The sequence below is a fragment of the Polymorphospora sp. NPDC050346 genome (assembly GCF_040655695.1).
Classification (GTDB): domain Bacteria; phylum Actinomycetota; class Actinomycetes; order Mycobacteriales; family Micromonosporaceae; genus Polymorphospora; species Polymorphospora lycopeni.
Genome location: NZ_JBFAKM010000019.1, coordinates 70421 through 93339, shown reverse-complemented (window position 1 = coordinate 93339; position 22919 = coordinate 70421). Strand labels below are relative to the sequence as shown.

Genomic DNA, 22919 nt, shown 5'->3' with positions numbered 1-22919 from the left:
CAGCGTACGGTAACGGAGATGATGATGCGAATCGCGATCGCCGGCGGCGGCCTCGGCGGCCTGACCCTGGCCCGAATCCTGCACCGGCACGGCATCGACGCGGTGGTGTACGAACGCGAGGCCGGCCGATCCACGCGATCACAGGGCGGAATGCTCAACCTGCACCCGGAGTCCGGACAACAGGCCCTGGCCGACGCCGGCCTCGCCGGCCGATTCCGGTCCGAGGCACGGCCGGAGGGCGAGGAACATCGCATCCTCGACCCGGCCGGACGCACCCTCGTGCACCACAAGCCACAACCCGGCTCGTTCTCCGGGCGCCCCGAGATCGACCGCGGCACACTGCGTGATCTTCTGCTCGACTCGCTCCCCGCCGACGCGGTGGCCTGGCAGCACCGGCTCGTCGCGGCAGCACCACGACCCGACGGAGGCTTCGGGCTGACGTTCGCTGGCGGCCACCGCACCGACTGCGACATCCTCGTCGGCGCGGACGGCGCACGCTCGGCCGTCCGGCCGCTGCTGACCGACGTGACGCTGTCCCCCGTGGCCACCCTGGTGGAGCTCGGCATCAGCGACGCCGACCGACGCCACCCGGATCTCGCCGAACTGGTCGGCCCCGGAAACCTGTGGTGCATCGGCGTCAACCAGATCCTGGCAGCCCAACGCCTCGGCGACGGCGGCATCCGAGTCGGCATCTCCCTACCCGCGGACGATCGCCACCTGGACACCTACCGCAGCAAGCGCGCACTGCTGGACATGTTCGATGGCTGGAACCCCGACCTCACCGCACTCATCGAAGCCGGCGACGGCCCGCCGACCCCACGCAGGATCGAAGCGATGCCCACCGGTACACGCTGGGCCCACCAACCGGGCATCACCCTCATCGGTGACGCCGCGCACCTCATGCCGCCGGTCGGCGAGGGCGCCAACCAAGCCATGCTCGACGCCGCCGAACTCGCCGCCCAACTCGCCACCAACCCCGACTCGGCAATCCGGACGTACGAAGAGGCGATGTTCACCAGGATCCACCCGATCGCCGAAATGTCCGCACGCGTCCAGGCGATGATGCTGTCCCACACCGCGGCCGACGACATCATCCGCTTCTTCACGGCCCGGCCCGCCGAGCCGTCACCAGCGTCCGGACGTGTCGATGAGCAAGCACGCCGTTCCGCCCGCCCACCGAGAAAACCCATTGCGAGTGGCCCGCAGCGGATGTCTGGTTGATCGGCCATCAATCACAGACGGGACCATGACGCCGATGCCGCTGCCCACCCCCACGCTGCACACCACCCGCCTGCGACTGCGTCCCTTCGACGACGCGGACGCGAACGACCTCTTCGCCCTGCACAGCAACGCCTACGTGCTGCGCTACTGGGACGCGCCACCGTGGAGCGAACCCGCGCGCTCCGAACGGTTCATCACGGCTTGCCGACAGATGGCAGAGGAGGGCACCGGGGCACGGCTGGCCGTGGATCGTGACTCCGACGGGGCGTTCATCGGCTGGTGCAGCCTGAACCGATGGAATCCGGACTACCGCAGCGCCTCGCTGGGCTACTGCTTCGACAGTGCGGCGTGGGGCCACGGCTACGCGACCGAGGCCGCGCGGGCCCTGCTGCGGTGGGCGTTCGACACGCTGGACCTGAATCGCGTCCAGGCCGAGACCGACACCCGCAACGTGGCATCTGCCCGCGTACTGGAGAAGCTCGGGTTCGTGCGCGAAGGGACGCTGCGGGAAGACTGCATCGTCAACGGCGAGGTCTCCGACTCGTGGGTCTACGGGCTGCTCAGACGAGAGTGGCGGCCGCCGGCCGAGCCGGCACCCACCCGCTGAGTCCGCACACCCTCGCGCGCCGTCGCCCGGCATCGGGGCGATACGACAGCGCGACGCCCGCGCGGTGGGCGATCATCCGAGCGGCCAGAGCCGGGTCACGACACGGCCGGTGACATCGCCGTCGGGGACGGGTCCGTACGCCCGCGAGTCCCGCGATATCGCGCGATCGTCACCCATCACGAAGACCGTGTCCTCGGGCACCGTCACGGGCTCGCGTTCGCGATTCGACGCGACCCCACGCCGCCGACAGCGACCCTGCGCTGCGGCGGGCGGACCATGCCAACATGTCTTGCGGCCTTGTACGGAGTGCGGCAGGTGTCCGGTGACCGCTCCGACCGGCGCCGGGACCATCCGCGCCACGCTGCCCGGCGGTACGCGGATCACCGCCCGCTGCGCCGGTACGTGACCCGTCGGACCAGTACCTCGAACGGCCCCCGTCGTCCGGTCCGCCGCATCCAGTCCGCCAGCAGCACGGTGGACAGCCACGTCGTGGTGGCGAGAAACGCCGTGCCGGCGACGGTCAGGGTGGCGGAGAGATCAAGGAGGAACGGGGTGAAGACGACCGCCCAGACCACCGACTGGGCCAGGTAACAGGTCATCGATCGCTCACCGGCCGCGGCGATCGCGTCGACCATCCGCCCAGGGCCGCGAGCCTGGAACCGGACGGCGATCAGCGACAGCAGCGCGGCGTAGCCGAGACCGCCCAGGACCCCGGTGGCGTCATGCAGGGGGCCGATCAGTTCGAGTGTCGGCTGGTCCGGGGGTGTCAGCACTCCGGCGAGCATCAGCGAGATCGGTTGGGCGCCGAGCACCGCGGCGCCGATCCCGACCGACGCCGTACCCCACAGCAACATCCGGTGCCGCTCCGGCCGCTCCAGGATCCGCCGCCGCCCTGCCCAGAGCCCGATCGCGAACGGGCACAGGAAGCCGACGGGGCCCAGGAAGGCGATGTAGAGGGATACCTGGGCCCGCTCGACGAGCATGGTGGGCACGTCCGGTGGCAGCATCGCAACGTCCGGAGGGCTGCTGTCGATGGTCGACGATCCGTCGCCCGGCAGCGCGCCGAGCACGAAGAACAGCAGGGCCGTCAGTAGCAGCCAGCCGTCCTTCCAGCGCACCAACCACACGCCCACGAGCAGGAGCACGCCGTACGCCGCCAGGATGTCGCCGGCGTAGAGCAGCAGCGCGTGCAGAAAGCCCACGACGATCAGCACCAGGCTGCGCCGCCACAGCAGCCGGCGTACGGCCCACGGCCCGAGCGCCCGCTGTCTGCGCGCGATCTGGGCGACGCCGTACCCGAACAACAGCCCGAACATCGGAAACGCCCGACCGTCGACGAAGGTCGAGAGCAACCAGGTGACGGCCGAGTCGACGCCCGATCCGTCGCGTGGGTAGCCGCCGAGCACCGACGAGCCACGCAGGAAGTAATGCGAGTTGGCCAGGGCGATGAACAACAGCATGAAACCACGTGCGAGGTCGGGCCCCAGGGCGCGCGACGTAAGGGCGGTCGGGCGGGACAGATCCGTCGTCACGAGGCGTCTCGAAGGTCCGGAGGAAGCGGTGCTGACATGTCGATCAGCCAACCGCGCGCACCGGCCGGTAGCCATACCACTTTGGTCGACAGCAGACCTGACCAAAGTCGATTTGCCCTACCGGTCGTCGGGAATCCGGCCGGACGCCAGTCCGCCGGCATGGCGGGCCTGGTCACGCAGCCGGGGCGGCACCAGGTCGAGGAGCTGGTCGGGGCGCAGCGGCAGGTCGAGCAGGCTCAGCTTGACCCGGCTGCGCTGGGCGTGCGCGGTCGGATCGAGCCGGACGACGTTGACGCCGCCGGCCCGTACGGTGACCGACAGGGTGCCGTCGGGCGGCAGCCGGCCGGCGTCGGTGCCGTCGACGGTGATCCGCAGCGCGGTCCGCGCCGGGTTGTGCAGGCCGATGGTGTCGGTGCCGCCGAAGACCACCGCCCGGTTGATGCCGGACATCGGCGCGACCGGGGTGACCGCGACCGTCGCCGCCGACGGCGACAGCACCGGCCCGCCGGCGGCGTAGTTGTAGGCCGTCGATCCGGTCGGGGTGCAGGCGACCACCGCGTCGCAGCGGTAGTAGCCGTACCGGGCGTCGTTGACGAGCAGGTCGACGACGGTGCCGCCGGGCGGGGCGGCCGGGGTCAGGACGACGTCGTTGAACGCGACGTGGCGGGTCACGTCGTCCGGTCCGCCGGTGACGGTGATGTCGAGGTTGGCGTGCGGTTCGAGGGTGAAGTCGCCGACGACGAGGCGGTCCACCGCGGCGGCCAGGTCGGGCGGGGCGATCTCGACGAGGAAGCCGAGGTGGCCGTGGTTGACCCCGAGTACGGGGACGTCCCGCCCGACGAGCAGCCGCATGGCGCCGAGCATGGTGCCGTCGCCGCCGAGGCTAACCACGATGCCGACCCGCTCGAGGAAGGTGGCCTGGTCGAGGAGGGTGACCCGGTCGTCGGCGACCCGGCCGGCGTCGGTGTCCCGGGCGACGACGGTGGCGCCGAGCCGTCCGGCGGCGTCGAGCAGGGTCCGTACCGAGTCGGCGACCGGCCTGGTCGGATGCACCACCAGCCCGATCACCCGGCCGTCCGTCGGCTGGTCGTCCACGCTCCGCGCCCCCGTTCTCCCGCCGCTCCGGCCACGATCGCACGTCCGGCGGCCGGCCGCCCGGATTCCCCCGGCCCCGGGGCTCAGGCCGGACCGAGCAGATCCCACCGGTTGCCGGCGATGTCGAGGAAGACGACGACGCGGCCGTACGGCTGGTCGCGGGGTTCGGTCACGAACCGGACCCCGGCGTCGACCAGCCGCCGGTACGTGGCGGCGAAGTCGTCGACGCGCAGGAAGAACCCGACCCGGCCGGCGGTCTGGTCGCCGACCGCGGCGCGCTGCCGCTCCCCGTCGGCGCGGGCGAGCAGGATGCCGGTCTCGGCGCCCGGCGGCCGCACCACGACCCACCGCTTCGGCCGGCCGTCGTTGGTCAGCGACGGCGAGTCCTCGACGAGTTCGAAGCCGAGCACCCCGGTGAAGAAGGTGATCGCCGGGTCGTACTCCTGCACCACGATGGTGATCTGCTCAAGCCGCATGCCGGGAGCATAGGCGCCGCCACGCGACGCCGGCGGCCGGTCGGTCGGGCGGCGGGCAGAGCGTCCACATCAGAGCGTTGAGTATCGATCTCCGTGGCTATATCGTTGGCTTCGCCGCATTCCGGGCGTCCCGCGTCGACGGGCCACCCGCCCGGGAACACCTTCCGACGTCGCAGGGCCGCGGTGAACCCGGTCCGCGCCCGCCGCCCGCCGACGCGGACCCACCACCGCCGACACGGGGGGCAGCGGATGCGCGCGGCCGGGACAGCAGCCACCACCAGCACCTCGACCGCTCCGGTCGGCTGGTCCGCCGGCACGTTCACCAACCCGGTCGTCGCCGGGTTCCATCCCGACCCGAGCGTGTGCCGGGTCGGCGACGACTACTTCCTGGTCTGTTCCAGCTTCGAATACTTTCCCGGGGTGCCGGTGTTCCGCAGCCGGGACCTGGTCCACTGGGAACAGATCGGCAACGCGCTGGACCGGCCCAGCCAGTTGTCCCTGCCGGCCGGCACCCCGGCCTCCGGCGGTGTCTACGCGCCGACGCTGCGCCACCACGACGGCCGCTTCTGGCTGATCACGACGAACGCCGCGCCGGGCGGCGGCACCATGGTGTTCACCACCACCGACCCGGCCGGCCCGTGGTCCGAGCCGATCCGCGTCCCCGGCGTCGCGGGAATCGACCCGGACCTGGCCTGGGACGAGCGGGGCGACTGCTGGTGCACGTACGCCGGGGTCGAGCAGATCCGGATCGACCCGGCGACCGGCCGCTCGTTCGGCCGGCCGCGCCGGCTGTGGTCCGGCACGCCCGGCGCCCAGGCACCGGAGGCCCCGCACCTGTACCGGATCGGCGACCACTGGTATCTGATGATCGCCGAGGGCGGCACCGAACGGGGGCACGGCGTGTCGATCGCGCGCGGGCCGGCGCCCGACGGGCCGTTCGAGCCGTGCCCGGCCAACCCGATCCTCAGCCACCGCAGCACCGGCCGCCCGATCCAGAACACCGGCCACGCCGACCTCGTCGAGGCACCCGACGGCACGTGGTGGATGTTGCTGCTCGGCGTACGGCCACACGGCGGCACCCCCGGCTGGCACGTCATGGGCCGCGAGACGTTCCTGGCGCCGGTCACCTGGGTGGACGGCTGGCCGGTCGTCGGCGAGGTCACCTCCACGATGGCGGCGCCGCCGTGGCCGCCGCAGCCGGTCGCGGCGCCACCGGTGCGCGACGACTTCGACGCCGGGCGGCTGCACCCGGGGTGGATCTCGGTGCGGTCGCGGCCCGACGAGACGTGGTCGACCACGGACCGCCCCGGCTGGCTCACCCTCCACGCCCGTGGCCGGTCGCTCGACGAACCCGACATCGTGTTCGTCGGTCGCCGCCAGCAGCACCCGTCCTGCCGGGTACGCACCCTGGTCGACGCCAGTGCCGGGCGTGGCGGTCTGGCGGTACGCCTCGACGAGCGGCACCACTGCGGGATCGAGGTCGGCGACGGCGAGGTACGGGTCACCGCCCGCACCGGCGGGCCGCGGCAGACGGTCGCCACCCGTCCCGCCCCGGCCGGCGCGGTCCGGCTGCGGATCGACGTACGCGCCTCCTCCCCCGCCGACTGGCACCCGTGCCAGGAACCCGACCTGCTGCGGCTCGGCGTCGAGGCGGCCGACGGCGCCTTCGACGTGCTGGCCGAACTCGACGGCCGCTACCTGTCGACCGAGGTGGCCGGCGGCTTCACCGGCCGGGTCATCGGGATGTACGCCGCCGCCGGCACCGTCGGCTTCGACTGGTGCGACCACGAACCCGTCGGCTGACGGGGGCGCCCACTCACCGCGCGTGGGGCGGCTACCCCCGGGGCACGTCGCCGATCGCCCGGTCGAGGATGTCGAGCCCCTCGGCCAACTCGTCGCGGGTGCAGGTCAGCGGCGGCGCGATCCGGAACACCCCGCCCATGCCCGGGAGCTGCACCACGTTCATGTGCAGGCCGAGTTCCAGGCAACGGCGGGTGACCGCGGCACCGAGCGCGTCGGCGCCTTCGCGGGTCTCGCGGGACACCACCAGCTCCAGGCCGATCAGCAGGCCGCGGCCGCGGACGTCGCCGATCACCTCGTGCCGGCCGGCCAGGTCGGCCAGCCCCTCGCGCAGGAAGGCGCCGAGGTCGGCCGCCGCCGCGTCGAGCTTCTCGCGCTCCAGGACGTCGAGCACGGTGTTGCCGACGGCGGCGACCAGCGGGTCGGCGACGTGGGTGGTGTAGAACAGGTAGCCGCGGTCGTGGGCGGCCCGCTCGATGTCGGCGCTGGTGATCATCGCGGCGAGCGGCAGACCGGCGCCGAGGGTCTTCGACAGGGTGAGGATGTCCGGCACGACGCCGTCGCGTTCGAAGGCGTACCAGGTGCCGGTGCGGCACAGGCCGGTCTGCGCCTCGTCGAGGATCAGGAGCATGCCGCGTTCGTCGCACTTGCGGCGCAACGCGGCCAGGTATCCGGGCGGCGGGTCGATGACCCCGCCCGAGCTGAGGATCGGTTCGACGATGCAGGCGGCGAGGCTGCCGACCGACTGGGCGTCGACGAGGTCGAAGGAGAAGTCGAGCTGGCGCCGCCAGTCGAGTTCGCCGTCGGGGGTACGGAAGTCCGGCCGGTAGGCGTTGGGGGTCGGGATCGCCAGGTTGCCGGGGGCGGCCGGGCCGTACCCCTTGCGGCCCGCGCTGTAGGTGGCGTTCGCGGCGGCCTGGGTCATACCGTGCCAGGAGCGGGCGAACGAGACGATCTCGTGGCGGCCGGTGACCAGCTTCGCCATCCTGATCGCGGCCTCGTTGACCTCGGCGCCGGTGGTCAGCAGCAGCACCTTGTCCAGCGGGTCGGGCAGTGACCCGGCGAGCCGCCGGGCCAGGTCGACCACCGGCCGGCTCAGCATCCCGCTGAAGAGGTGGTCGAGGGTGGCGACCTGACGCTGGACCGTGGCGACGATCTCGGGGTGGCTGTGGCCGAGGATGGCGCTCATCTGCCCGGAGGTGAAGTCGAGGATGCGCCGGCCGTCGGAGGTGAAGACGTAGCTGCCGGCGGCCCGTTCGATGATCTCGGGGGTGAAGGTGCCGGCGCCGCTGTAGCGGACGAGGTGCCGGTCGACATCCGGCCAGAAGGAGTCCATGCGCCGACGGTAGGCACGGCCGAGCGTCACGTCCATCGCGGAAAACTTCCGCTGCTGTTAAGCGGATCCGTACAGTCTGCGGTGATGAGCCTGCACCCGTGGCGGCTGCGCCTGCTCGCCGACCTCGCGGCGCTGGGCACGATCCGCGCCGTCGCCGCGCACGAGAACCTGAGCCCGTCGGCGGTCTCCCAGCAGCTGGGTGTCCTGGAGCGGGAGACCCGTACACAGCTGCTGGAACGCACCGGGCGGCGGGTGCGGCTGACGACGGCGGGGCTGATCCTGGCCCGCCGGGCCCGGGAGATCCTGGAGCGGATGGACGCGGCCGAGGCCGAACTGCGCGGGCTCGGCGACGAACCGGCCGGGCGGGTGACGCTCGCGGTCTTCCAGAGCGCCGTGCACGCCCTGGCGGTGCCGGCGGTGTCGCGGATCGCCCGGGCGCACCCCGACGTCGAGGTCGTGGTGCTGGAGCTGGAGCCGCACGAGAGCATGCCGGCGTTGCGCCGCGGCGAGGTCGACGTCATCGTGACGACGACGGACTTCGTCGGGACCGAACTCGACCCGGCCGTCGACCTGGTGCCGATCGGCGAGGACGAGATCGTCATGGTCCTGCCGGCCGGCCATCCCGCCGCCGTCGGCGAGTCCGTCGACCTGACCACCTGCGCCGACCAGCGCTGGACGTTCGACGTGGCCGGCTCCTACATGTCGCAGCTGGCGACCGGGCTGTGCCGGGCGGCCGGGTTCGAGCCGCGAATCGTCTGCCGGCTCAACAACTACCTGCTCACGTTGCAGCACGTGGAGGCCGGACTTTCGGTGGCCATGCTGCCGAGCCTCGCGGTCGACCCCCGCTTCGGCGTCGTCGCCCGCCCGCTGCGCGGTCCGTTGACGCGCCGGATCACCGCCGCGGTCCGCCGGCCGTCCACCGCACAGCCCGCCGTCGCGGTGACCCTGGACGCCCTGCGCGCCACCTACTGACCCGGCCGTTCCCGGCGCGGGTCAGGGCGCACTCGGCGGGCTGCCGGCGAGGGTGGCTTCCCGGGCCTGCGCCCGGCCCTCCTCGCGGGCGCGGTCGAGCAGCCGCGCGAGCCGCTGCCGGCGCCGCCGGGTCACGGTCCGGGCCACCACGACGAGAGCGAACAGGACGACGACGAGAGCCAGCTGCGACCAGGGCACCGCCCAGACCGTCACGGTGGCGGAGGCCGGCCGGATCTCGGCGCCGGCCTGGTCGCCGCCGAGGACGGCCGGGGTGACGTCGACGGCCGTACGCAGCGGCCCGAAAGTCCAGACCCCGGTGACCCGGGCCTCGATCCGGCGGTTGCCCGACGGCAGCGTCTCCTCGATGTCGGCCGGGACGATCCGGTCGCCGAGGCCGAACAGCCCCGGGACCGTCACCCGGCCCCGGCCGGTCACCGCGGCGTTGCCGTCGTTCGTCGCGGTGTAGCCGACGTCGACGGTGCCGGCCGAGAACGGATTCCACGAGGGGCGGTAGGTGGCGGTGAGGTCGCCGACCGCCAGGCTCGCGGTGATCGTGCCGCTGGCGCGCAGCATGACCCGGAACCCGACCCGGCTCTCGACGGCGACCGTGCCGCCGGTGCTGGTGACGGTCGCCGCGATGCCGGCCGGGTGGTCCCCCGGCGTGGCGTCGCGCGGCACCGTGATGGTGAACGGCACCACCTTCGTCTGCCTGGCGCCGACGGTGACCGTCTCCTGCACCGCGATCCAGGTGCCGCCGTCGGTCGACTTCTGGTGGGACGGGAGCATGTTGAAGCGTCCCTTGCCGGTGAGATAGCCGTCGGCGGCCTTCAGCGCGAACGTCGCGGCGGCGTCGCTGAAGTTGCGTACGGCCAGGTGTTCGGTGACGACCTGGCCCGGGTCGAGGGTGCGTTCGATCCACCGGCGGCCGTCGGGGCCGTTCCCGTCGGCCGGCTGCACCGCCCAGGTGAGCGTCGGTTCCGCCAGCGCGCCGGCCGGCGCGATCGGCACGGTGACGAGCACCGCGGCCAGCACGGCGAGCAGCCGCGGCAGGGTTCGGGTCATGGCGGGCCTCCGGTGGAAGAAGGGGTGCGGTGGGGGCCGCCGTACGACGGCCCCCACCGGTGCCTCATTCGAACAGCGACAGGGTCAGCGTCGAGGTGTACGAGCCCGCGGCGACGTCCGCCGGGGTGCGCAGGAACAGGTCGGCGTCGACGGAGTACGCGTCACCGGCGGCGCCCCCGGAGTCGAACGTCGAGACCAACAGTTCCTGGTCGACCAGACCGACGTTGTTGCCGGGCTGCGTCGGCTCGTCGAGGACGGTCACGACCTCCTCACCCTCGCTGACCTGGCCGGTGCCGCCGCCGTCGATCAGCCGCGGCTTCCAGCCGAGGTGGCCGGCGCCGATCGGTGCCTGGCCGGCGTCGCCGACGAAGTCGGTCGCGCTGCCCAGCACCGCCCAGGCGGCGCCTTCGGGCACCTCGTCGGCGGTGCGGGTGTCGGTGATGGTGACCGTCGGCAGGGTGCCGACGAACTGACGGACCAGCAGGGTCGAGCCGTCCTCGGTCAGGGCGACGGAGTCGCCCGCGATCGACATGGCGAGCACGCCCGGTTCGGTGATCTCGTCGATGTCGACGGTCACCTCCACGTCGGCGTTGTCGCCGGGTTCGGCCATGGCCGGCGACGGCAGCACGGCCGCCCCGGCCAGCAGGGCACCGGCGGCACAGGCCGCGAGCAGGTGCTGGCGCTTGCGTGTGTTCATGGTCTGCTCCAAGTGATTCGTGATCGGGGCTGGCGGGTCAGCCGGCGCAGTCGACGCCGGGGTGCGGTGCGGTGCGGGTGGTGGTGACGTCCCGGCCGTCGACGACCCCGGTGGCCCGTACGGTCACCGAACCGGCCGGCGCCGTGGCCGCCCGTACGGTGAACGACTGGTAGGCGTTGGCGCCCGGCGCGACGTCGGTGAACGACCGGGTGCCGTACGGGGTCTCCAGCGCGACGTCCACCGGTGCGCCGTGGTCGTTGCGGGCCTGTACGGCGACGTACGCCCGGCCGGCGATGCACCGGGGCGTGACGGTGACCGTCACCGGCACCTCGGCCTGGACGCCGGGGTCGTCGGCGAGGACCCGCCACTCCGTGACCGCGACCGCGGAGTAGGTGGTGCCGTTGCCGTTGGCCCGCAACGTCGCCCGGACCCGGGGCGTGGTGACGGGGTCGAAGGTGACGGTGTTGAAGGCGGTGGTGCTGGTGCCGTAGCCGGACGCGCCGGTCACGTCCCGCCAGGCCGAGCCGGCCTCGTCCCAGTACTGCAGCACCCAGCCGTCGGGTGCGGCGACGCCGTCGCCGGTGCCGGGGTTGGCGTCGCGCCAGAACTTCAGCTCGGTGCCGGTGATCCGGACCGGTCGGCTCCAGTCGTACTGCACCCACTGGGTCGCCGGACGGTTGGCCGACCAGGTGCCCCAGATCTGCGCCTGGCTCGGGTTGGCCGGGTCGGCGCCGTCGTTGAGCGCGGTGACGCTGTTCCAGCCCGCCGTGTAGGAGGCGGTCGGGGTCGCGATCGGCCCGATGTTTCCGGTCAGCGGCCCGGACAGGTCCGCCGGGACGGTGACCGTCCGGGCGGTCTCCAGGTTGCCGGCCACGTCGAGTGCGCGGAACGACACGGTGTGCCGGTTCTGGTCGGGCGCGGCGACCGGGCCGGTGTACGCGGTCCAGGCGCCGGTGCCGATGGCGTACTCGATGCGGGCGACGCCGGAGGTGGCGTCGCTGGCGGTCACCGTGACCGCGCGGGTGGCGCTGTCGACGGTGCCGGTGCTGGCCGGTGCGGTCGCGTCGACGCGTACGGAGAGGTCGGCCGGTGCCGAGACGTTGCCGGCGCGGTCGGTCGCGGTCGCGGTGACGGTGTGCTCGCCGTCTCCGGTGACCTCGACGTCGACGTGCCGCACGTCGGTCGCGACGGCCGGCTCGCCGTCGTCGACCCGCGACCGGATGGTCAGCCGGCCGCCCCGGTCGTCGACACCGGCGACGCGTACCCGCACCGCGGAGCGGAACCAGCCGGCGCTGCCGGCGCTGCCGCTGGGCGTCAGCGTCAGCGTCGGCGGGGTCTCGTCGCCCTCGGTGTCGTCGGGTGAGACGACGGTGACCTGCGCGGCGACGCGGTCGGCGGCGTAGCCGAGCACGGTGCCCCGGATGGTGAACGTGCCGGGCTCGGCGACGTCCTCGGCTGTCACCGGGTCCCAGAAGACCGGCATCCGCAGCGTCTGCGCGCCGTACGTCACGTCGACGGTGCCGGGCAGGTCCCGCTCCCCCACCTCGACGGTGATCGCCGGCGGGGTGACGGCCTCCGGTTGCGCGGCGAGGATCTTCCACTCCTCGACCGCCACGCCGGAGTACGTGCTGCCGTTGGTGGAGGCGTCGAAGACCGCCCGGACCTGGGTGGTGGTGACCGGGTCGAAGGTGGTGTTCTGGAAGCCCTGGGTGCCGGTCGGATAGCCGCTCGGGTTCGGCACGTCGGCCCACTGCCCGGCGCCGGCGTCCCAGTACTGGATGCGCCAGCGGGCGGGGGCGGCGACGCCGACGCCGCTGCCCTGCGGCTGGTCGTTCCAGAACTCGATCTGCGAGCCGGAGATCCGCACCGGCTGGTCCCAGGTGTACTGCACCCACTGCTGGGGCGGGTTGTTGCCGGTCCAGGTCCCCCACATGTCCGGCGGCAGCGGGTTGGACCGGACGATCTCGTCGTTGAGGGCCTTGACCCAGTACTGGGTGGGCACCGGCTCGTTGGAGACGGTGACCCGCGCCTCGTACGCGATGTTCGGCCGGGGGGTGAGGTCGCGGCCCTTGGCCGGGGTGGGTGTGACGAGCTTGATCCGGGGCGGGGTCTGGGTGTCGTCCCACTCCAGCGGGTCGATCGCCGCCGAGCGGCGGAAGTGGCCGCCGCCGACCGCGTCGGCGGTGTGGTACGCCAGGTACCAGCGGCCGTCGAACTCCAGGATGCCCGGGTGGCTGGTCGTGGAGGAGACCGGCCGCAGCAGGGTGCCCCGGTAGGTCCACGGCCCCTCGGGTGCGGACGCCGTCGCGTACGCGATGCAGGCGTGGTAGTTCGCCGGGGTGCACTGCGAGGTCGGGCCGGCGTTGTTACCGGCGTACGCCATGTAGTAGGTGGCGCCACGCTTGAAGATCCAGGCGCCCTCGAAGAAGCCGGTCAGCCCGGTGACGGTGCGCGGGGTGCCGATCGGGGTCTTCATGTCCGGCTGGAACTCCAGCATCCGCAACTGGCTGAACGAGCCCCACCAGACGTACACCCGCTGGTTGGGGGCCTCGCCGTCGACGAGGATCGTCGGGTCGATGTTGTGGATGTTGTTGGCCGTCGGTACCCGCTGGGAGATGATCGGCCCCCCGGCGTGGTCGGTCCACGGGCCGGTCGGGCTGTCCGAGACGGCCACGCCGATCGCGAACTTGTCCGACGCCGGGCTGTTGCGCTCGTGGATCGGGACGTACCAGTAGTAGCGGCCGTCGACGCCGCGGACCACCTGGCCGGCGTACGCGCGGCCGGGTGTCGCCCAGGCGAAGACCGCCTCGGGACGCATCAGCGACGGGAAGTGGGTCCACTGCCCGGCCTCGACGTCGGTGGTCCGGAACGCTCCCCACTCGTTCATGATGAAGTCGTTCGTGGACGGTCCGGCCTGGTCGTGGCCGGTGTAGATGTAGAGCTGGTCGCGGCCGGTGTCGTTGCCGGGGGCGCCGGCGGGCACGACGACCGGCGCCGGGTCGGCCGAGTAGTAGCTGCCGTCGCCGAGGATCGGGTTGACGGTGTTGGTGAACGTGTACGAGTCGGGTTCGGCGGCCAGGGCCGGCGCGGCGGGGCCGGCGAGGGTGCCGGCGACGAGCCCGGCGGCGGCCGCCACGGCGGCCGCGGTGCGGAACCGGCGCGGTGGCCGGGGTGTCGGTGGGGCGGCGGCGCCGCGCACCACAAAGGTGTTCACGGTGTCGGTCTCCTCGTTCTCGCAGAGGGGGTGGTGGCGGCGTCGCGGCGACGCCGCCACCACGCGAGCGGCTAGCCGCAGCTGAGTGCGCCGAACGACGCCGCCGTCTCGACGGTCACCGGCTGGCCGTCGACGGTTCCGGTGGCCCGGACCGTCGCGGTCGCGGCCGGCACCGTCCTGGCCCGGGTGTTGAACGCCTGGTAGGCGGACTGTCCGGGCGCGACCTCGGACACCGTGCGCGACCCGTACGGCGTCACCAGTTCGATGGTCAGCGGCGTGTCGTCGGCGTTGCGGGCGTTGACCCGCAGGTAGACGTTGCTGCCCAGGCACTGGGTGTACGCCTGGACCTCGACGTCCCAGGCCGGGGGCTGCGGCGGGTCGCCGACGGTGAGGGTCAGCGTGGTCCGGGTGGCGCCGGCCTCGCTGACGTAGTCGGGCAGGATCAGGTCGCCGGTGACGGTGTAGCGGCCGGGGGTGTCGACGATGCTCTCGTCGAAGTTCCACTCGACACCGATGGCCTGGTTGTCCCGCGAGCCGTCGTTGTAGGAGACCTCCACCTTGTCCGGCAGGTACGGCAGTTCACCGACGTCGACGGACTGCTCGAACGTCTCGGCGCCCTGGATCGAGATGCCGCCGGTCGACATCTCCGGCCGTACGTAGACGCGGGCCTCGGCGATCAGCCCGTACGCGTCGTTGGTGCCGTAGACCACGAACGGGTCGACGTTCGGCTCGGCGACCATCTCCGGCGTGATCTCCTGCCAGCGGAACGCGACGGTGCCGCGTTCGCCGCTGGTGTAGATCCCGTCGAGGGTGGCCGGCAGGGTGGGCACCTGGCCGACGGCGGTGCGGATGAGCACCGGGGCGCGCACCGAGTCGACGGTCTCGCCGTTGGCGCGCCAACGCAGCACGCCGGTGCCGGCCCCGCTGCCCTGGACGCCCCAGATGCGGATACGTAGGTAGCTGGTGGTGACCGGGGCGAATTCGAGGTTGTTGTAGGTGTTGGTGGCCAGGGCACCGGCGTACGTCGAGCCCTCGGCGAGGGTGACCGGCGTCCAGGTGGTGCCGTCGGTGGACGTCTCGACCGCGTACGTCGTGGCCGTCGGGCGACGGGTGCCGCCGTTGTCGTCGTACCAGTAGATGCCGGTCGACGACAGCCGCACCGGGCTGGCCCAGGCGTACTGGATCCACGCCTCCCGGGCCGGGCTGGTGCCGTTCTGCGGCAGGTTCCAGTTGCCCCAGCCGTTGCCGGAACCCGGGTTCGAGCTGCTCGGGGTGCTGGTCTCGTTGACCCGCTGGTGGTTCTCCCACGACGTGGTGCCGCTGGTGCTGACCGTCGCCGTGGCCCCGAACTCGGCGACGACATCCCGCTCGGTGAGGGTCACCGCCACGGTCGTCTCGGACCGTTTCTCGCCGTCCTCGGCGAAGAACCGGAACACGTAGTCGCCTTCGACGGTGCCGGTGACCCGGGTGGCCAGCGCGCCGGCGTCGGAGAAGATGACGCCCGCGCCCTGCGGCGCCGAGACGGTCTCCCAGCCGAAGGTGAGTTCGTCGTCGTACGGGATGCCGTCGTCGGTGGCGGTGCCGACGAGCCGGGTGGACAGGTTGCCGTCGCCGGTGCCGTCCCGGGCGGCGGTGACGACCGGCGCCTGGTTGGCCACCGGTGGCACGTCGCGTCCGGAGTCGAACACCTGGATCTCGGTGATCGCGGTGTAGAAGGTCGGGTTGTTGGTGAACGCGATCCGCAGCTTGTCGGTGGTGACGGTGCCGAACAGCGCCTCGTTGAACTTCGCCGACGGGACGACCGGGTTCTTGAACTGCCCGGGGACCTCCCGCCAGCCGCCGTTGCCGTCGGGCACCTGGACCCACCAGCGGGCGGGTTCACGGTAGCCGCCGGCCTGGCGGTCGCTGACGAAGAACGCCTTGACGTTGTCGAAGGACTTCGCCGATCCGAGGTCGAGTTCGATGTAGCCGTTGCGTTCGGTGGCGCCGTAGTTGCCCCAGTAGGGCTCGTTGGCGGTGACACCGTCGGTCACCGCCGACAGGGTCACCGGCCGCTCGGTCTCCTTGATGGCGCCCGGCGTGTGGTTCATCGCGGTGCTGCTCCAGCCGGGCGTGTGGAACTGCCGCCACGGCGTGGGCCGCACCCCCTGCTGGGTGTACGACGAGCTGAGGCCGGCGCCGGCCGCCAGGTTCGGCGCGTCCTCGGTGAGGTCGATGCCGGCCGTGCGCAGGTATGCCACGACCCGCTCGTCCTCGATCGGGGTGTCCACGGCGGCCGGGAAGCTGCTTCCGGTCGACGCGGTGAAGGTGACCGTCAGGCCGTCGGCGACCTGGACCTGGTTGGTGTTCGGGTCGTAGGTGAGCTTGCCGAGCTTGTCGGTGCTGACCTTCTTCGCGCCGTTGACGAACAGGCTGTAGCCGGCGCCGAGGCCGTACTCGCTGCCGTCGGGGTCCCAGACGATCGTGACGTCCTGCCCGTGGTAGCGCAGGTTGTTGACCATGAAGTGCTCGTACCCGAACTCGATCGGCCACAGCTCGATCTTGTCGTCGGAACGCGGCTGGATACCGGCCATGTCCTCGACGAAGATGTAGTTCATGTTGCCGAGCATGATGTGGTTCGGGTTGTTCCGGCCGAAGCTCCTGGTGGTCGGGTTCCAGTTCGAGTAGTACTCGGCCTGGTTCGCGACCCGCAGGTCCCCGCCCGGGTAGATGCTCCACGCCATCCAGTCCAGCAGCCGCTTGGCGTACTGCGGGGTGATGTACTTCTGCTCCGGGTCGTAGTGCCGCAGCGCGGACCGGACCCCCCGGTACTGCACCGTGAAGTTGATGTTGGAGAAGTTGTTGGAGCCGCCGATCCCGTAGGCCGCCCGGTCGTACTGGTTGGCCGTGTAGAACGGGAAGATCGGGAAGTTGTCGCCGTACGTCAGGAACCGGAACCCGTCGACGTACGTCTGCCACTGGTCGTACGGGATCAGGTTCTCGGCGTAGACGTCGTAGAGGTTCGACTCCTTGGCCGGGATCAGGTCCCGGGCCGAGGCGGGCAGCGGGTTGGGCCGGCCGTTGGAGCTGGCCGCGCTGGTGGCGCCGTGCGACGTGCCGGCCAGGAACATCCGCATGTCGGGGCTCCACAGCCGGTCCAGGATCGCGTCGCGGATGCCGTCGGCGCTGGCCCCCATCTCGTCGATCTTGGCCTGGTCGGCGCCGGAGATCTGGTAGAGCTGGCGGGCGGCCTCGAACGCACCCCACACGTACGCCGACTCGGGACGTTCGATCGTGGCCGCGCCGGGAGCGCCGCCGTTCACCCGCGGGAAGCCGAAGGTGATGGCGTCGGAGTCGTTGCCCGGCATGTAGTTGCTGGAGTAGGCGATGAGCTTGTCGTCGTTGCCGTCGTAGTGCTCGAGCTGGCCGACGCCGTCACCCTCGAAGTAGTGCGCGAACTTGCGGGCGATGTCCGGCCCGCCGCCGTGCACGTTGTACGCCTCCAGCCCGGCCGTGCCGAGGTACTGCGAGTAGTGGTTGTTCCAACTGGTGTGCCCCGGGCTGTCGAGGAACGCCGAGGAGCCGGACAACTCGCCGATGTTCAGGATCTGCCCGTACGGCAGGTAGGGCGTGCGCAGCCACTTGGTGTCCTGCAGGTGCATCGGCTGGGTCAGCGCGACGGCGTTCTGGTAGAGGTTCACCCCCTCGATCGTCGTCGGGTACTGGTAGACGTGGCCGGACGCGTTGGCGTCCAGCGAGTTGTACCGCTCGCCCCACCAGCGGTAGACGATTGCCTTCTCCAGCGCGGGGTCGGGAACGTCGATGTACGGCACGTCCTGCGCCCAGCGGCGGTTGAACTCGGTGACGCCGGTGCGGACGGCCTGCCCCGGGGCCATCTCGGCGTACTGCCGGTAGCTCTCGACCGTCTGCGGCAGCGTCGCCGAGGAGACGGCGCCGACGACCGCCAGCGACACCGTGCCACCGGCGGGCACGGTGACCTCGCGGTCGAGGTTGGCGCCGGTACGGGTGAACCCGGCACCGGTCAGGTCGACCCGGATCGTGTCCCACGGGGTGTCGATGGTGCCGTTGTTGGAGCCGCTGGTGATGGTGCGGGTGCCGGTCAGCTCGGCCGGACCCGCGCCGGCCTGGGTCGCCAGCGGCGAGGCGGCCCGGACGGTGAAGGTGGCCGGGGCGCCGCCGGGGTTGGTGAAGTCGATGGCGGTGACCGCGAGGTTGTCGTAGGTGATGAACTTGGTCAGGTCGGCGGTCACGCCGGTGCCGCCGATCGTGTACCGGCTCCTGGCGTGGCTCGGCGCGTTGAACCGGTTCGCGTTGACCTCGGCGACGGTCTGGCCGGGCACCGTGACGGTGTAGAGGTTGCCGAGGTTGTTCGGGCCGCCGACGTAGGCACTGCCGGCGAAGCCCATCGTGGTGAAGTTGTTGTTGCTCGCGCCGCGCATATAGAGGGTGCGGCCCCGGGTCATCAGCACCGCCGACCCGAGGGTTCCGTGGACGCCGAGAACGCGGTCGAGGTAGTAGTCGGTGCCGCCGGCGGCGAGATCCTTTTCGAAGATCGACTGGTGCATGTTGGCCGCGGTGAACGGCACACCGGGCCGCAGCTGGTTGGTGACGTCCCCGGCGTTGCTGTAGGTGGGGTCGCCGATCTCCATGACGTGGTTCTGTCCGTTGGTGTAGACACCGACATCACCCTCGTTGCCGGGGAGGATCGGGCTGGCGGCGTGCGCCGGAGACGACACGCCGACCCCTCCTCCCACGACCAGCGCGGCCAGGGCGACCCACAGGGGCACCCTTCTCACGCGTCTACGGCTCATGTTCTTCCTTCCTGTACCGGTGCGGCGGGCGCTTGCGGTGCCACCAGCGCCGCACCTTGGCGGTGGTCCGAGCGGCATGTGATGTGTGGATGACGGGCGGCGCGTTAGCGCTAACATCCGGCGGCGGCCCGAACCGCACCAGGGCCACCGACGGTCAGCCGGCGGTCGGCAGCCAGACCCGCATCGTCGAGGGGCCGCGGTTGGCCCAGGCGTGGTATTCGACCAGCGGCACCTCGTCGGGCTCCGCGTCCGCCGGCGCCGGCGCGGGGCCGGCGTGGTAGGGCCAGTCCAGGTCGCGCTGGTGGACGGGCCGGCAGCGTACGGTCACCCGACCGTCGACCAGGCGGGGCGGGTGACCGGTGTCGACGTACAGGTCGTCGACCGTGTCGACGCCCCCGACGTCCACCGACTCCAGGGCGAGCACCAGCGGACCCTGCTCCACCGCGACACAGCCCCGGACCGCGTCGACACGGGCGTCCGGGTAGGTGAACCGGGGCGCCACCGGCAGGGACAGGACGACCTCGTCGCCGCGCCGCCACACCCGTCGCTCGGTGACCACGCCCGGGTCGACCGGCCGGGTCTGCCCGTCCACGGTCACCGTCGCGCCCCGCACCGCCCACCCCGGCACCCGCATCGACAGCGCCCAGGGGCGGTCGTCGTCGCTGTCGATCCGCACCCGGATCTGCCCGTCGTGGGGATAGCCGGTCGCCACCGTCACCCGCGGCTCCCGCCCGTCGGCGAGACGGTACGCGACGGTGCCGGGCACGTACTGGTGCAGCTGCAGCCCCTCGTCGTCGGCCGTGGCGACGTACGACGTCAGGCTGGCCAGGGTGCGCGCGACGTTGGTCGGGCAGCAGGAGACCTCGAACCACGGCGCCCGCAGCGACGCCGCCGCCCGCAGGCTGGGCCGGTCCGCGTCGGGCTCCGTGCCGAGTTCACGGCGGTGCAGGGTATTGGTGTAGAAGAAGCTCCGACCGTCCGCCGACGGCGACGTCGACACCACGTTGAACAGAGTCCGCTCGATCAGGTCGGCGTAGCGGGGATCACCGTCGGCGAGCAGCAGCCGCCACGCGAACATCACCGAGCCGATGCCGGCGCAGGTCTCGGAGTAGGCCCGGTCGGGCGGCAGCACCCAGTCGCCGCCGAACGCCTCGTCCTGGTGCCGGGAGCCCTGCCCGCCGGTGACGTACGTACGCCGGGCCACGGTGCTGCGCCACTGGTCGCGTACCGCGTCCAGCAGCGCGGCGTCCTTCAACTCGACGGCGATGTCGACGGCGCCGGCGGCGAGGTAGTTCGCCCGTACGGCATGTCCACGTAGAACGGTCGCCCGCCGGACCGGGATCTCGTCCTGGAAGTACTCCCGGCCGAACTCGATGTCGCTGAGCCGACCGTGGCCCCGGCGGTCGACGAAGAGAGCGGCCTGGGCGAGGTAGCGGTCGTCGCCGGTGGTGCGGGCGAACTCGACCAGCGCGGTCTCGATCTCGGGATGTCCGCACAGGCCGTCGATGCCGGCCGGCCCGAACGTCTCGCACACGTTGTCGGCGGCCCGGCGGGCCACCTCGAGCAGCCCGTCGTCGGCGCCCGGCCGGGTCCGGGCCCGGGCGACCGCGGCCTGCAGAAGATGACCCACGCAGTACAGCTCGTGGCCCCATTCCAGGTCGGACCAACGCGGTTCCTGCCCGCGGCGGCCGAACTTGGTGTTGAGGTAACCGTCGGGCTCCTGCGCCGCCGCCACCCGCCGCACCACGGCGCGGAACCTCGACTCGAGACCCGCGTCGCCGCCACGGCCGATCTCCCAGGCCATCGCCTCGAGGAACTTGTAGACCTCCGAGTCGGAGAACTCGCGTCCCCGGCGGCCGTGGCCGAGATCGCCGCGCGCGGCCAGGTCGAAGTTGCGGATCCACCCCTCCCGCTCGAGCCAGTGCTCGATGTGCCCCAGGGTCGCGGTGGCGTTGACCGACTGACGCTCGGCCCAGAAGCCGCCGGTGATCCGGACTTCCGCCAACCCGAGCGGCCGGAACCGGCCACGGTTCGGCAGGACGGGCGCGGCCGTGGGTGCGGTGCCGGTCATCGTCATCCCTTCAACGCGCCGGACATGAAGCCGCGCACATAGTGTCGTTGGAGCAGCAGGAACAGGACGATGCACGGCAGGGCGAGGACGACGACGCCCGCCTCGGTCGCCCCGTAGTCGACGACGCCCTGGACCTGGCCGCGCAGGTTGGACACGGCGAGCGGCAGGGTCATGCGTTCGGTGTCGTTGATGAGAATCAGCGGCGCCATGAAGTCGTTCCAGGCGGCGAGGAAGGCGAACAGCCCGACGGTGATCAGGCCCGGCTTCACCGCCGGCAGCAGCACCCGCCACAGGGCGCTGAACGAGGAGCAGCCGTCGACCAGCGCCGCCTCGTCGAGTTCGCGGGGAACCGCCTCGAAGGAGATCCGCATCAGGAAGGTGGAGAACGGCAACTGGAACATGGTGAGCACGAGCGCCACGCCGACCAGCGAGTTCTCCAGTCCCACCTCGTTGAGCAGCACGTAGAGCGGGATCAGCAGGGTCGCGTACGGGACCATGAGGATCGCGAGGGTGAGCAGGAAGAGGATGTTGCGGCCGGGAAAGCGGAACCGCGCGAACGCGTAGCCGCCGAGCAGGGAGATCAGCAGCGTGAGGGCGACGGTGAGCAGCGAGACGAACGTCGAGTTCGCCAGGTAGCGCCAGACGCCGGCCTGGTAGTTGGCCAAAGTGACGTAGTTGCCGAGGCCCCAGCCGTCGACCTGGTTCGTGCCGGCCTGCGGAGAGACCGAGGCGACCGCCGTCCACAGCAGCGGGGCCAGGAAGATCAGTCCGACCGCGCCGGTCAGCACCCAGTACGGGGTCCGGAAGGCGATTCCGGCGATGGTGACACCGGACGACCCGGCCCGCCGGGGCCGACCGGCCGGCGCCGGGGCCGGCGGTGGCCCGCCGGCGGTGGTTGTCGAGGTGGAATCGGAAACCACGGGCATCGGCTCAGCTCTCCTCGGACCGGAAGGCGCGCATCTGCAGCGCGTTGATGAGGATCAGGGCCAGGAGCACGATGACCGACAGCGCCGCCGCCACCCCGAGGTCGTTCTGCCCCTGGAAGGCCACCATGTAGATGAGCTGGACGACGGTGATCGTGCTGTTGTCCGGGCCGCCCTTGGTGAGGATGTAGAACTGCTCGAAGGCGAGCAGGGAGCCGGTCACGCAGAGCACGGTGGTCAGGGCGAGCGTCGGGCGCAGCAGCGGCAGGGTGATCTTGCGGAAGATCTGCCACCGGGTGGCGCCGTCGGAGCGGGCGGCCTCGTACACCTCGGCCGGGATGCCCTGCAGGCCGACGAGCATGAGCACCATGTAGAAGCCGGCGTAGCGCCACACGATGAGGAAGATCGTCGAGAACAGGGCGGCGTTGGGTGAGCCGAGGAAGGTGATGCCCAAATTGTCCATCACCGGCGCCAGCGGACTCGCGTACGGCGAGTAGAGGACGTAGAACAGCAGGGACGCCGAGGCCAGCCCCAGGGCGCTGGGGATCAGGAACGACGCCCGGAGCAGGTTGTTCCATCGGCTCGACTCCTGCACGAGCAGGGCCAGCCCCAGACCGAGCGCCAGGAGCAGTACGGTCGCGAGCACCGTGTATTTGACGGTGAACACCACCGAGTCGGTGAAGAAGCGGTGGTTGATCGCCTTGACGAAGTTGTCGGGGGCGTTGATGCCCTGGTCGCCGGTGAGCAGCGGCCACCTCGACAGCGACATCCTGACCACGAGCAGCAGCGGGATGACGAACAGCGCCACCACGAACAGCGTGGTCGGTGTCGCGTAGAGCCAGCCGAGCAGGGCCCGGCGGCCGCGGGGACGCGCTCGCCCCCGCGGCGCCGCCACGGGCGGGTGGGACGGCGCGTCGACTTTCATCGGAACCTCTCGTTGGTCGGCCGGCAGGTCGGTGGCGGGTCGCGGGTCGGGTCGGCCGTGGGGGGGGGGGGGGGGGGGGCCGGCCCCCCCCCCCCCCCCCCCAGTGGTGGAGTTCCGGGGGGAGGAGGATGGTATGGGGGTGGGGGTGGGGGGCGCTGGGGACGGGGTGGGGGAGGA

The 22919-nt window shown here is 71.9% G+C and carries 16 protein-coding genes; 4 read left to right on the top strand and 12 right to left on the bottom strand.

Annotated elements, in window-relative coordinates:
* Positions 1-18 precede the first annotated feature (18 nt).
* Together AB0I42_RS20530 and AB0I42_RS20525 are read left to right on the top strand one after the other, a co-directional pair.
* Positions 19-1221: an FAD-dependent monooxygenase gene (locus AB0I42_RS20530; RefSeq protein WP_357539133.1), complete on the top strand. Its 1203-nt coding sequence runs from the start codon at positions 19-21 to the stop codon at positions 1219-1221.
* 34 nt (positions 1222-1255) lie between these two features.
* Positions 1256-1828, top strand: a complete 573-nt coding sequence (locus AB0I42_RS20525) for a GNAT family N-acetyltransferase (RefSeq protein ID WP_357539132.1) — start codon at positions 1256-1258, stop codon at positions 1826-1828.
* A gap of 72 nt (positions 1829-1900) precedes the next feature.
* Here the strand turns inward: AB0I42_RS20525 and lepB are convergent, their stop codons facing one another.
* The 4 genes from lepB to AB0I42_RS20505 form a co-directional block, all read right to left on the bottom strand.
* Positions 1901-2179 carry a signal peptidase I gene (gene lepB, locus AB0I42_RS20520; RefSeq protein WP_357539177.1) on the bottom strand — a complete coding sequence of 93 codons (279 nt, stop codon included), beginning with the start codon at positions 2177-2179 and terminating at the stop codon, positions 1901-1903.
* Positions 2180-2208: 29 nt separating this feature from the next.
* On the bottom strand, positions 2209-3288 hold the full coding sequence (locus AB0I42_RS20515; protein ID WP_357539131.1) for a DUF418 domain-containing protein: 1080 nt from the start codon (positions 3286-3288) through the stop codon (positions 2209-2211).
* Between the two features lie 189 nt (positions 3289-3477).
* A complete protein-coding gene (locus tag AB0I42_RS20510) occupies positions 3478-4455 on the bottom strand; it encodes an NAD(+)/NADH kinase (protein WP_357539130.1) in 978 nt (325 codons plus the stop codon).
* An 83-nt stretch (positions 4456-4538) separates the two neighbouring features.
* Positions 4539-4931, bottom strand: a complete 393-nt coding sequence (locus tag AB0I42_RS20505) for a VOC family protein (protein ID WP_357539129.1) — start codon at positions 4929-4931, stop codon at positions 4539-4541.
* A gap of 249 nt (positions 4932-5180) precedes the next feature.
* Between AB0I42_RS20505 and AB0I42_RS20500 the strand changes: the two genes are divergently transcribed.
* Positions 5181-6734: a glycoside hydrolase family 43 protein gene (locus AB0I42_RS20500; protein WP_357539128.1), complete on the top strand. Its 1554-nt coding sequence runs from the start codon at positions 5181-5183 to the stop codon at positions 6732-6734.
* Between the two features lie 31 nt (positions 6735-6765).
* Here AB0I42_RS20500 and AB0I42_RS20495 read toward each other — a convergent pair whose 3' ends face one another.
* Positions 6766-8067, bottom strand: coding sequence for an aspartate aminotransferase family protein (locus AB0I42_RS20495; RefSeq protein WP_357539127.1), 1302 nt, complete (start codon positions 8065-8067; stop codon positions 6766-6768).
* A gap of 84 nt (positions 8068-8151) precedes the next feature.
* On the opposite strand from AB0I42_RS20495, the gene AB0I42_RS20490 reads away from it, so the two are divergent.
* Positions 8152-9039, top strand: a complete 888-nt coding sequence (locus tag AB0I42_RS20490; protein WP_357539126.1) for a LysR substrate-binding domain-containing protein — start codon at positions 8152-8154, stop codon at positions 9037-9039.
* Positions 9040-9060: 21 nt separating this feature from the next.
* On the opposite strand, the gene AB0I42_RS20485 is transcribed toward AB0I42_RS20490, so the two are convergent.
* From AB0I42_RS20485 to AB0I42_RS20455, 7 genes are all read right to left on the bottom strand, one after another.
* Positions 9061-10101 carry a hypothetical protein gene (locus tag AB0I42_RS20485; protein WP_357539125.1) on the bottom strand — a complete coding sequence of 347 codons (1041 nt, stop codon included), beginning with the start codon at positions 10099-10101 and terminating at the stop codon, positions 9061-9063.
* 64 nt (positions 10102-10165) lie between these two features.
* Positions 10166-10798 carry a hypothetical protein gene (locus AB0I42_RS20480; RefSeq protein WP_357539124.1) on the bottom strand — a complete coding sequence of 211 codons (633 nt, stop codon included), beginning with the start codon at positions 10796-10798 and terminating at the stop codon, positions 10166-10168.
* Positions 10799-10835: 37 nt separating this feature from the next.
* Positions 10836-13934, bottom strand: a complete 3099-nt coding sequence (locus AB0I42_RS20475) for a family 43 glycosylhydrolase (RefSeq protein ID WP_357539176.1) — start codon at positions 13932-13934, stop codon at positions 10836-10838.
* A 149-nt stretch (positions 13935-14083) separates the two neighbouring features.
* On the bottom strand, positions 14084-18808 hold the full coding sequence (locus AB0I42_RS20470; protein WP_357539123.1) for an Ig-like domain-containing protein: 4725 nt from the start codon (positions 18806-18808) through the stop codon (positions 14084-14086).
* 169 nt (positions 18809-18977) lie between these two features.
* On the bottom strand, positions 18978-20894 hold the full coding sequence (locus AB0I42_RS20465) for a beta-L-arabinofuranosidase domain-containing protein (RefSeq protein ID WP_357539122.1): 1917 nt from the start codon (positions 20892-20894) through the stop codon (positions 18978-18980).
* Between the two features lie 2 nt (positions 20895-20896).
* The gene (locus AB0I42_RS20460) at positions 20897-21820 is read right to left on the bottom strand and encodes a carbohydrate ABC transporter permease (protein WP_357539121.1); all 924 of its coding nucleotides are present in this window, start codon (positions 21818-21820) and stop codon (positions 20897-20899) included.
* Between the two features lie 4 nt (positions 21821-21824).
* Positions 21825-22742 (bottom strand): sugar ABC transporter permease, encoded by a 918-nt coding sequence (locus tag AB0I42_RS20455; protein ID WP_357539120.1) that lies wholly within the window; start codon positions 22740-22742, stop codon positions 21825-21827.
* Positions 22743-22919: the final 177 nt, after the last annotated feature.

What these genes read in the sequence shown, in the direction of transcription:
- AB0I42_RS20530 (WP_357539133.1), top strand. Translation starts at nt 19, where the DNA reads ATGATGATGCGAATCGCGATCGCCGGCGGCGGCCTCGGCGGCCTGACC.
- AB0I42_RS20525 (WP_357539132.1), top strand. Translation starts at nt 1,256, where the DNA reads ATGCCGCTGCCCACCCCCACGCTGCACACCACCCGCCTGCGACTGCGT.
- lepB (WP_357539177.1), bottom strand. Translation starts at nt 2,179, where the DNA reads ATGGTCCCGGCGCCGGTCGGAGCGGTCACCGGACACCTGCCGCACTCC.
- AB0I42_RS20515 (WP_357539131.1), bottom strand. Translation starts at nt 3,288, where the DNA reads ATGCTGTTGTTCATCGCCCTGGCCAACTCGCATTACTTCCTGCGTGGC.
- AB0I42_RS20505 (WP_357539129.1), bottom strand. Translation starts at nt 4,931, where the DNA reads ATGCGGCTTGAGCAGATCACCATCGTGGTGCAGGAGTACGACCCGGCG.
- AB0I42_RS20500 (WP_357539128.1), top strand. Translation starts at nt 5,181, where the DNA reads ATGCGCGCGGCCGGGACAGCAGCCACCACCAGCACCTCGACCGCTCCG.
- AB0I42_RS20495 (WP_357539127.1), bottom strand. Translation starts at nt 8,067, where the DNA reads ATGGACTCCTTCTGGCCGGATGTCGACCGGCACCTCGTCCGCTACAGC.
- AB0I42_RS20490 (WP_357539126.1), top strand. Translation starts at nt 8,152, where the DNA reads ATGAGCCTGCACCCGTGGCGGCTGCGCCTGCTCGCCGACCTCGCGGCG.
- AB0I42_RS20485 (WP_357539125.1), bottom strand. Translation starts at nt 10,101, where the DNA reads ATGACCCGAACCCTGCCGCGGCTGCTCGCCGTGCTGGCCGCGGTGCTC.
- AB0I42_RS20480 (WP_357539124.1), bottom strand. Translation starts at nt 10,798, where the DNA reads ATGAACACACGCAAGCGCCAGCACCTGCTCGCGGCCTGTGCCGCCGGT.
- AB0I42_RS20465 (WP_357539122.1), bottom strand. Translation starts at nt 20,894, where the DNA reads ATGACCGGCACCGCACCCACGGCCGCGCCCGTCCTGCCGAACCGTGGC.
- AB0I42_RS20460 (WP_357539121.1), bottom strand. Translation starts at nt 21,820, where the DNA reads ATGCCCGTGGTTTCCGATTCCACCTCGACAACCACCGCCGGCGGGCCA.
- AB0I42_RS20455 (WP_357539120.1), bottom strand. Translation starts at nt 22,742, where the DNA reads ATGAAAGTCGACGCGCCGTCCCACCCGCCCGTGGCGGCGCCGCGGGGG.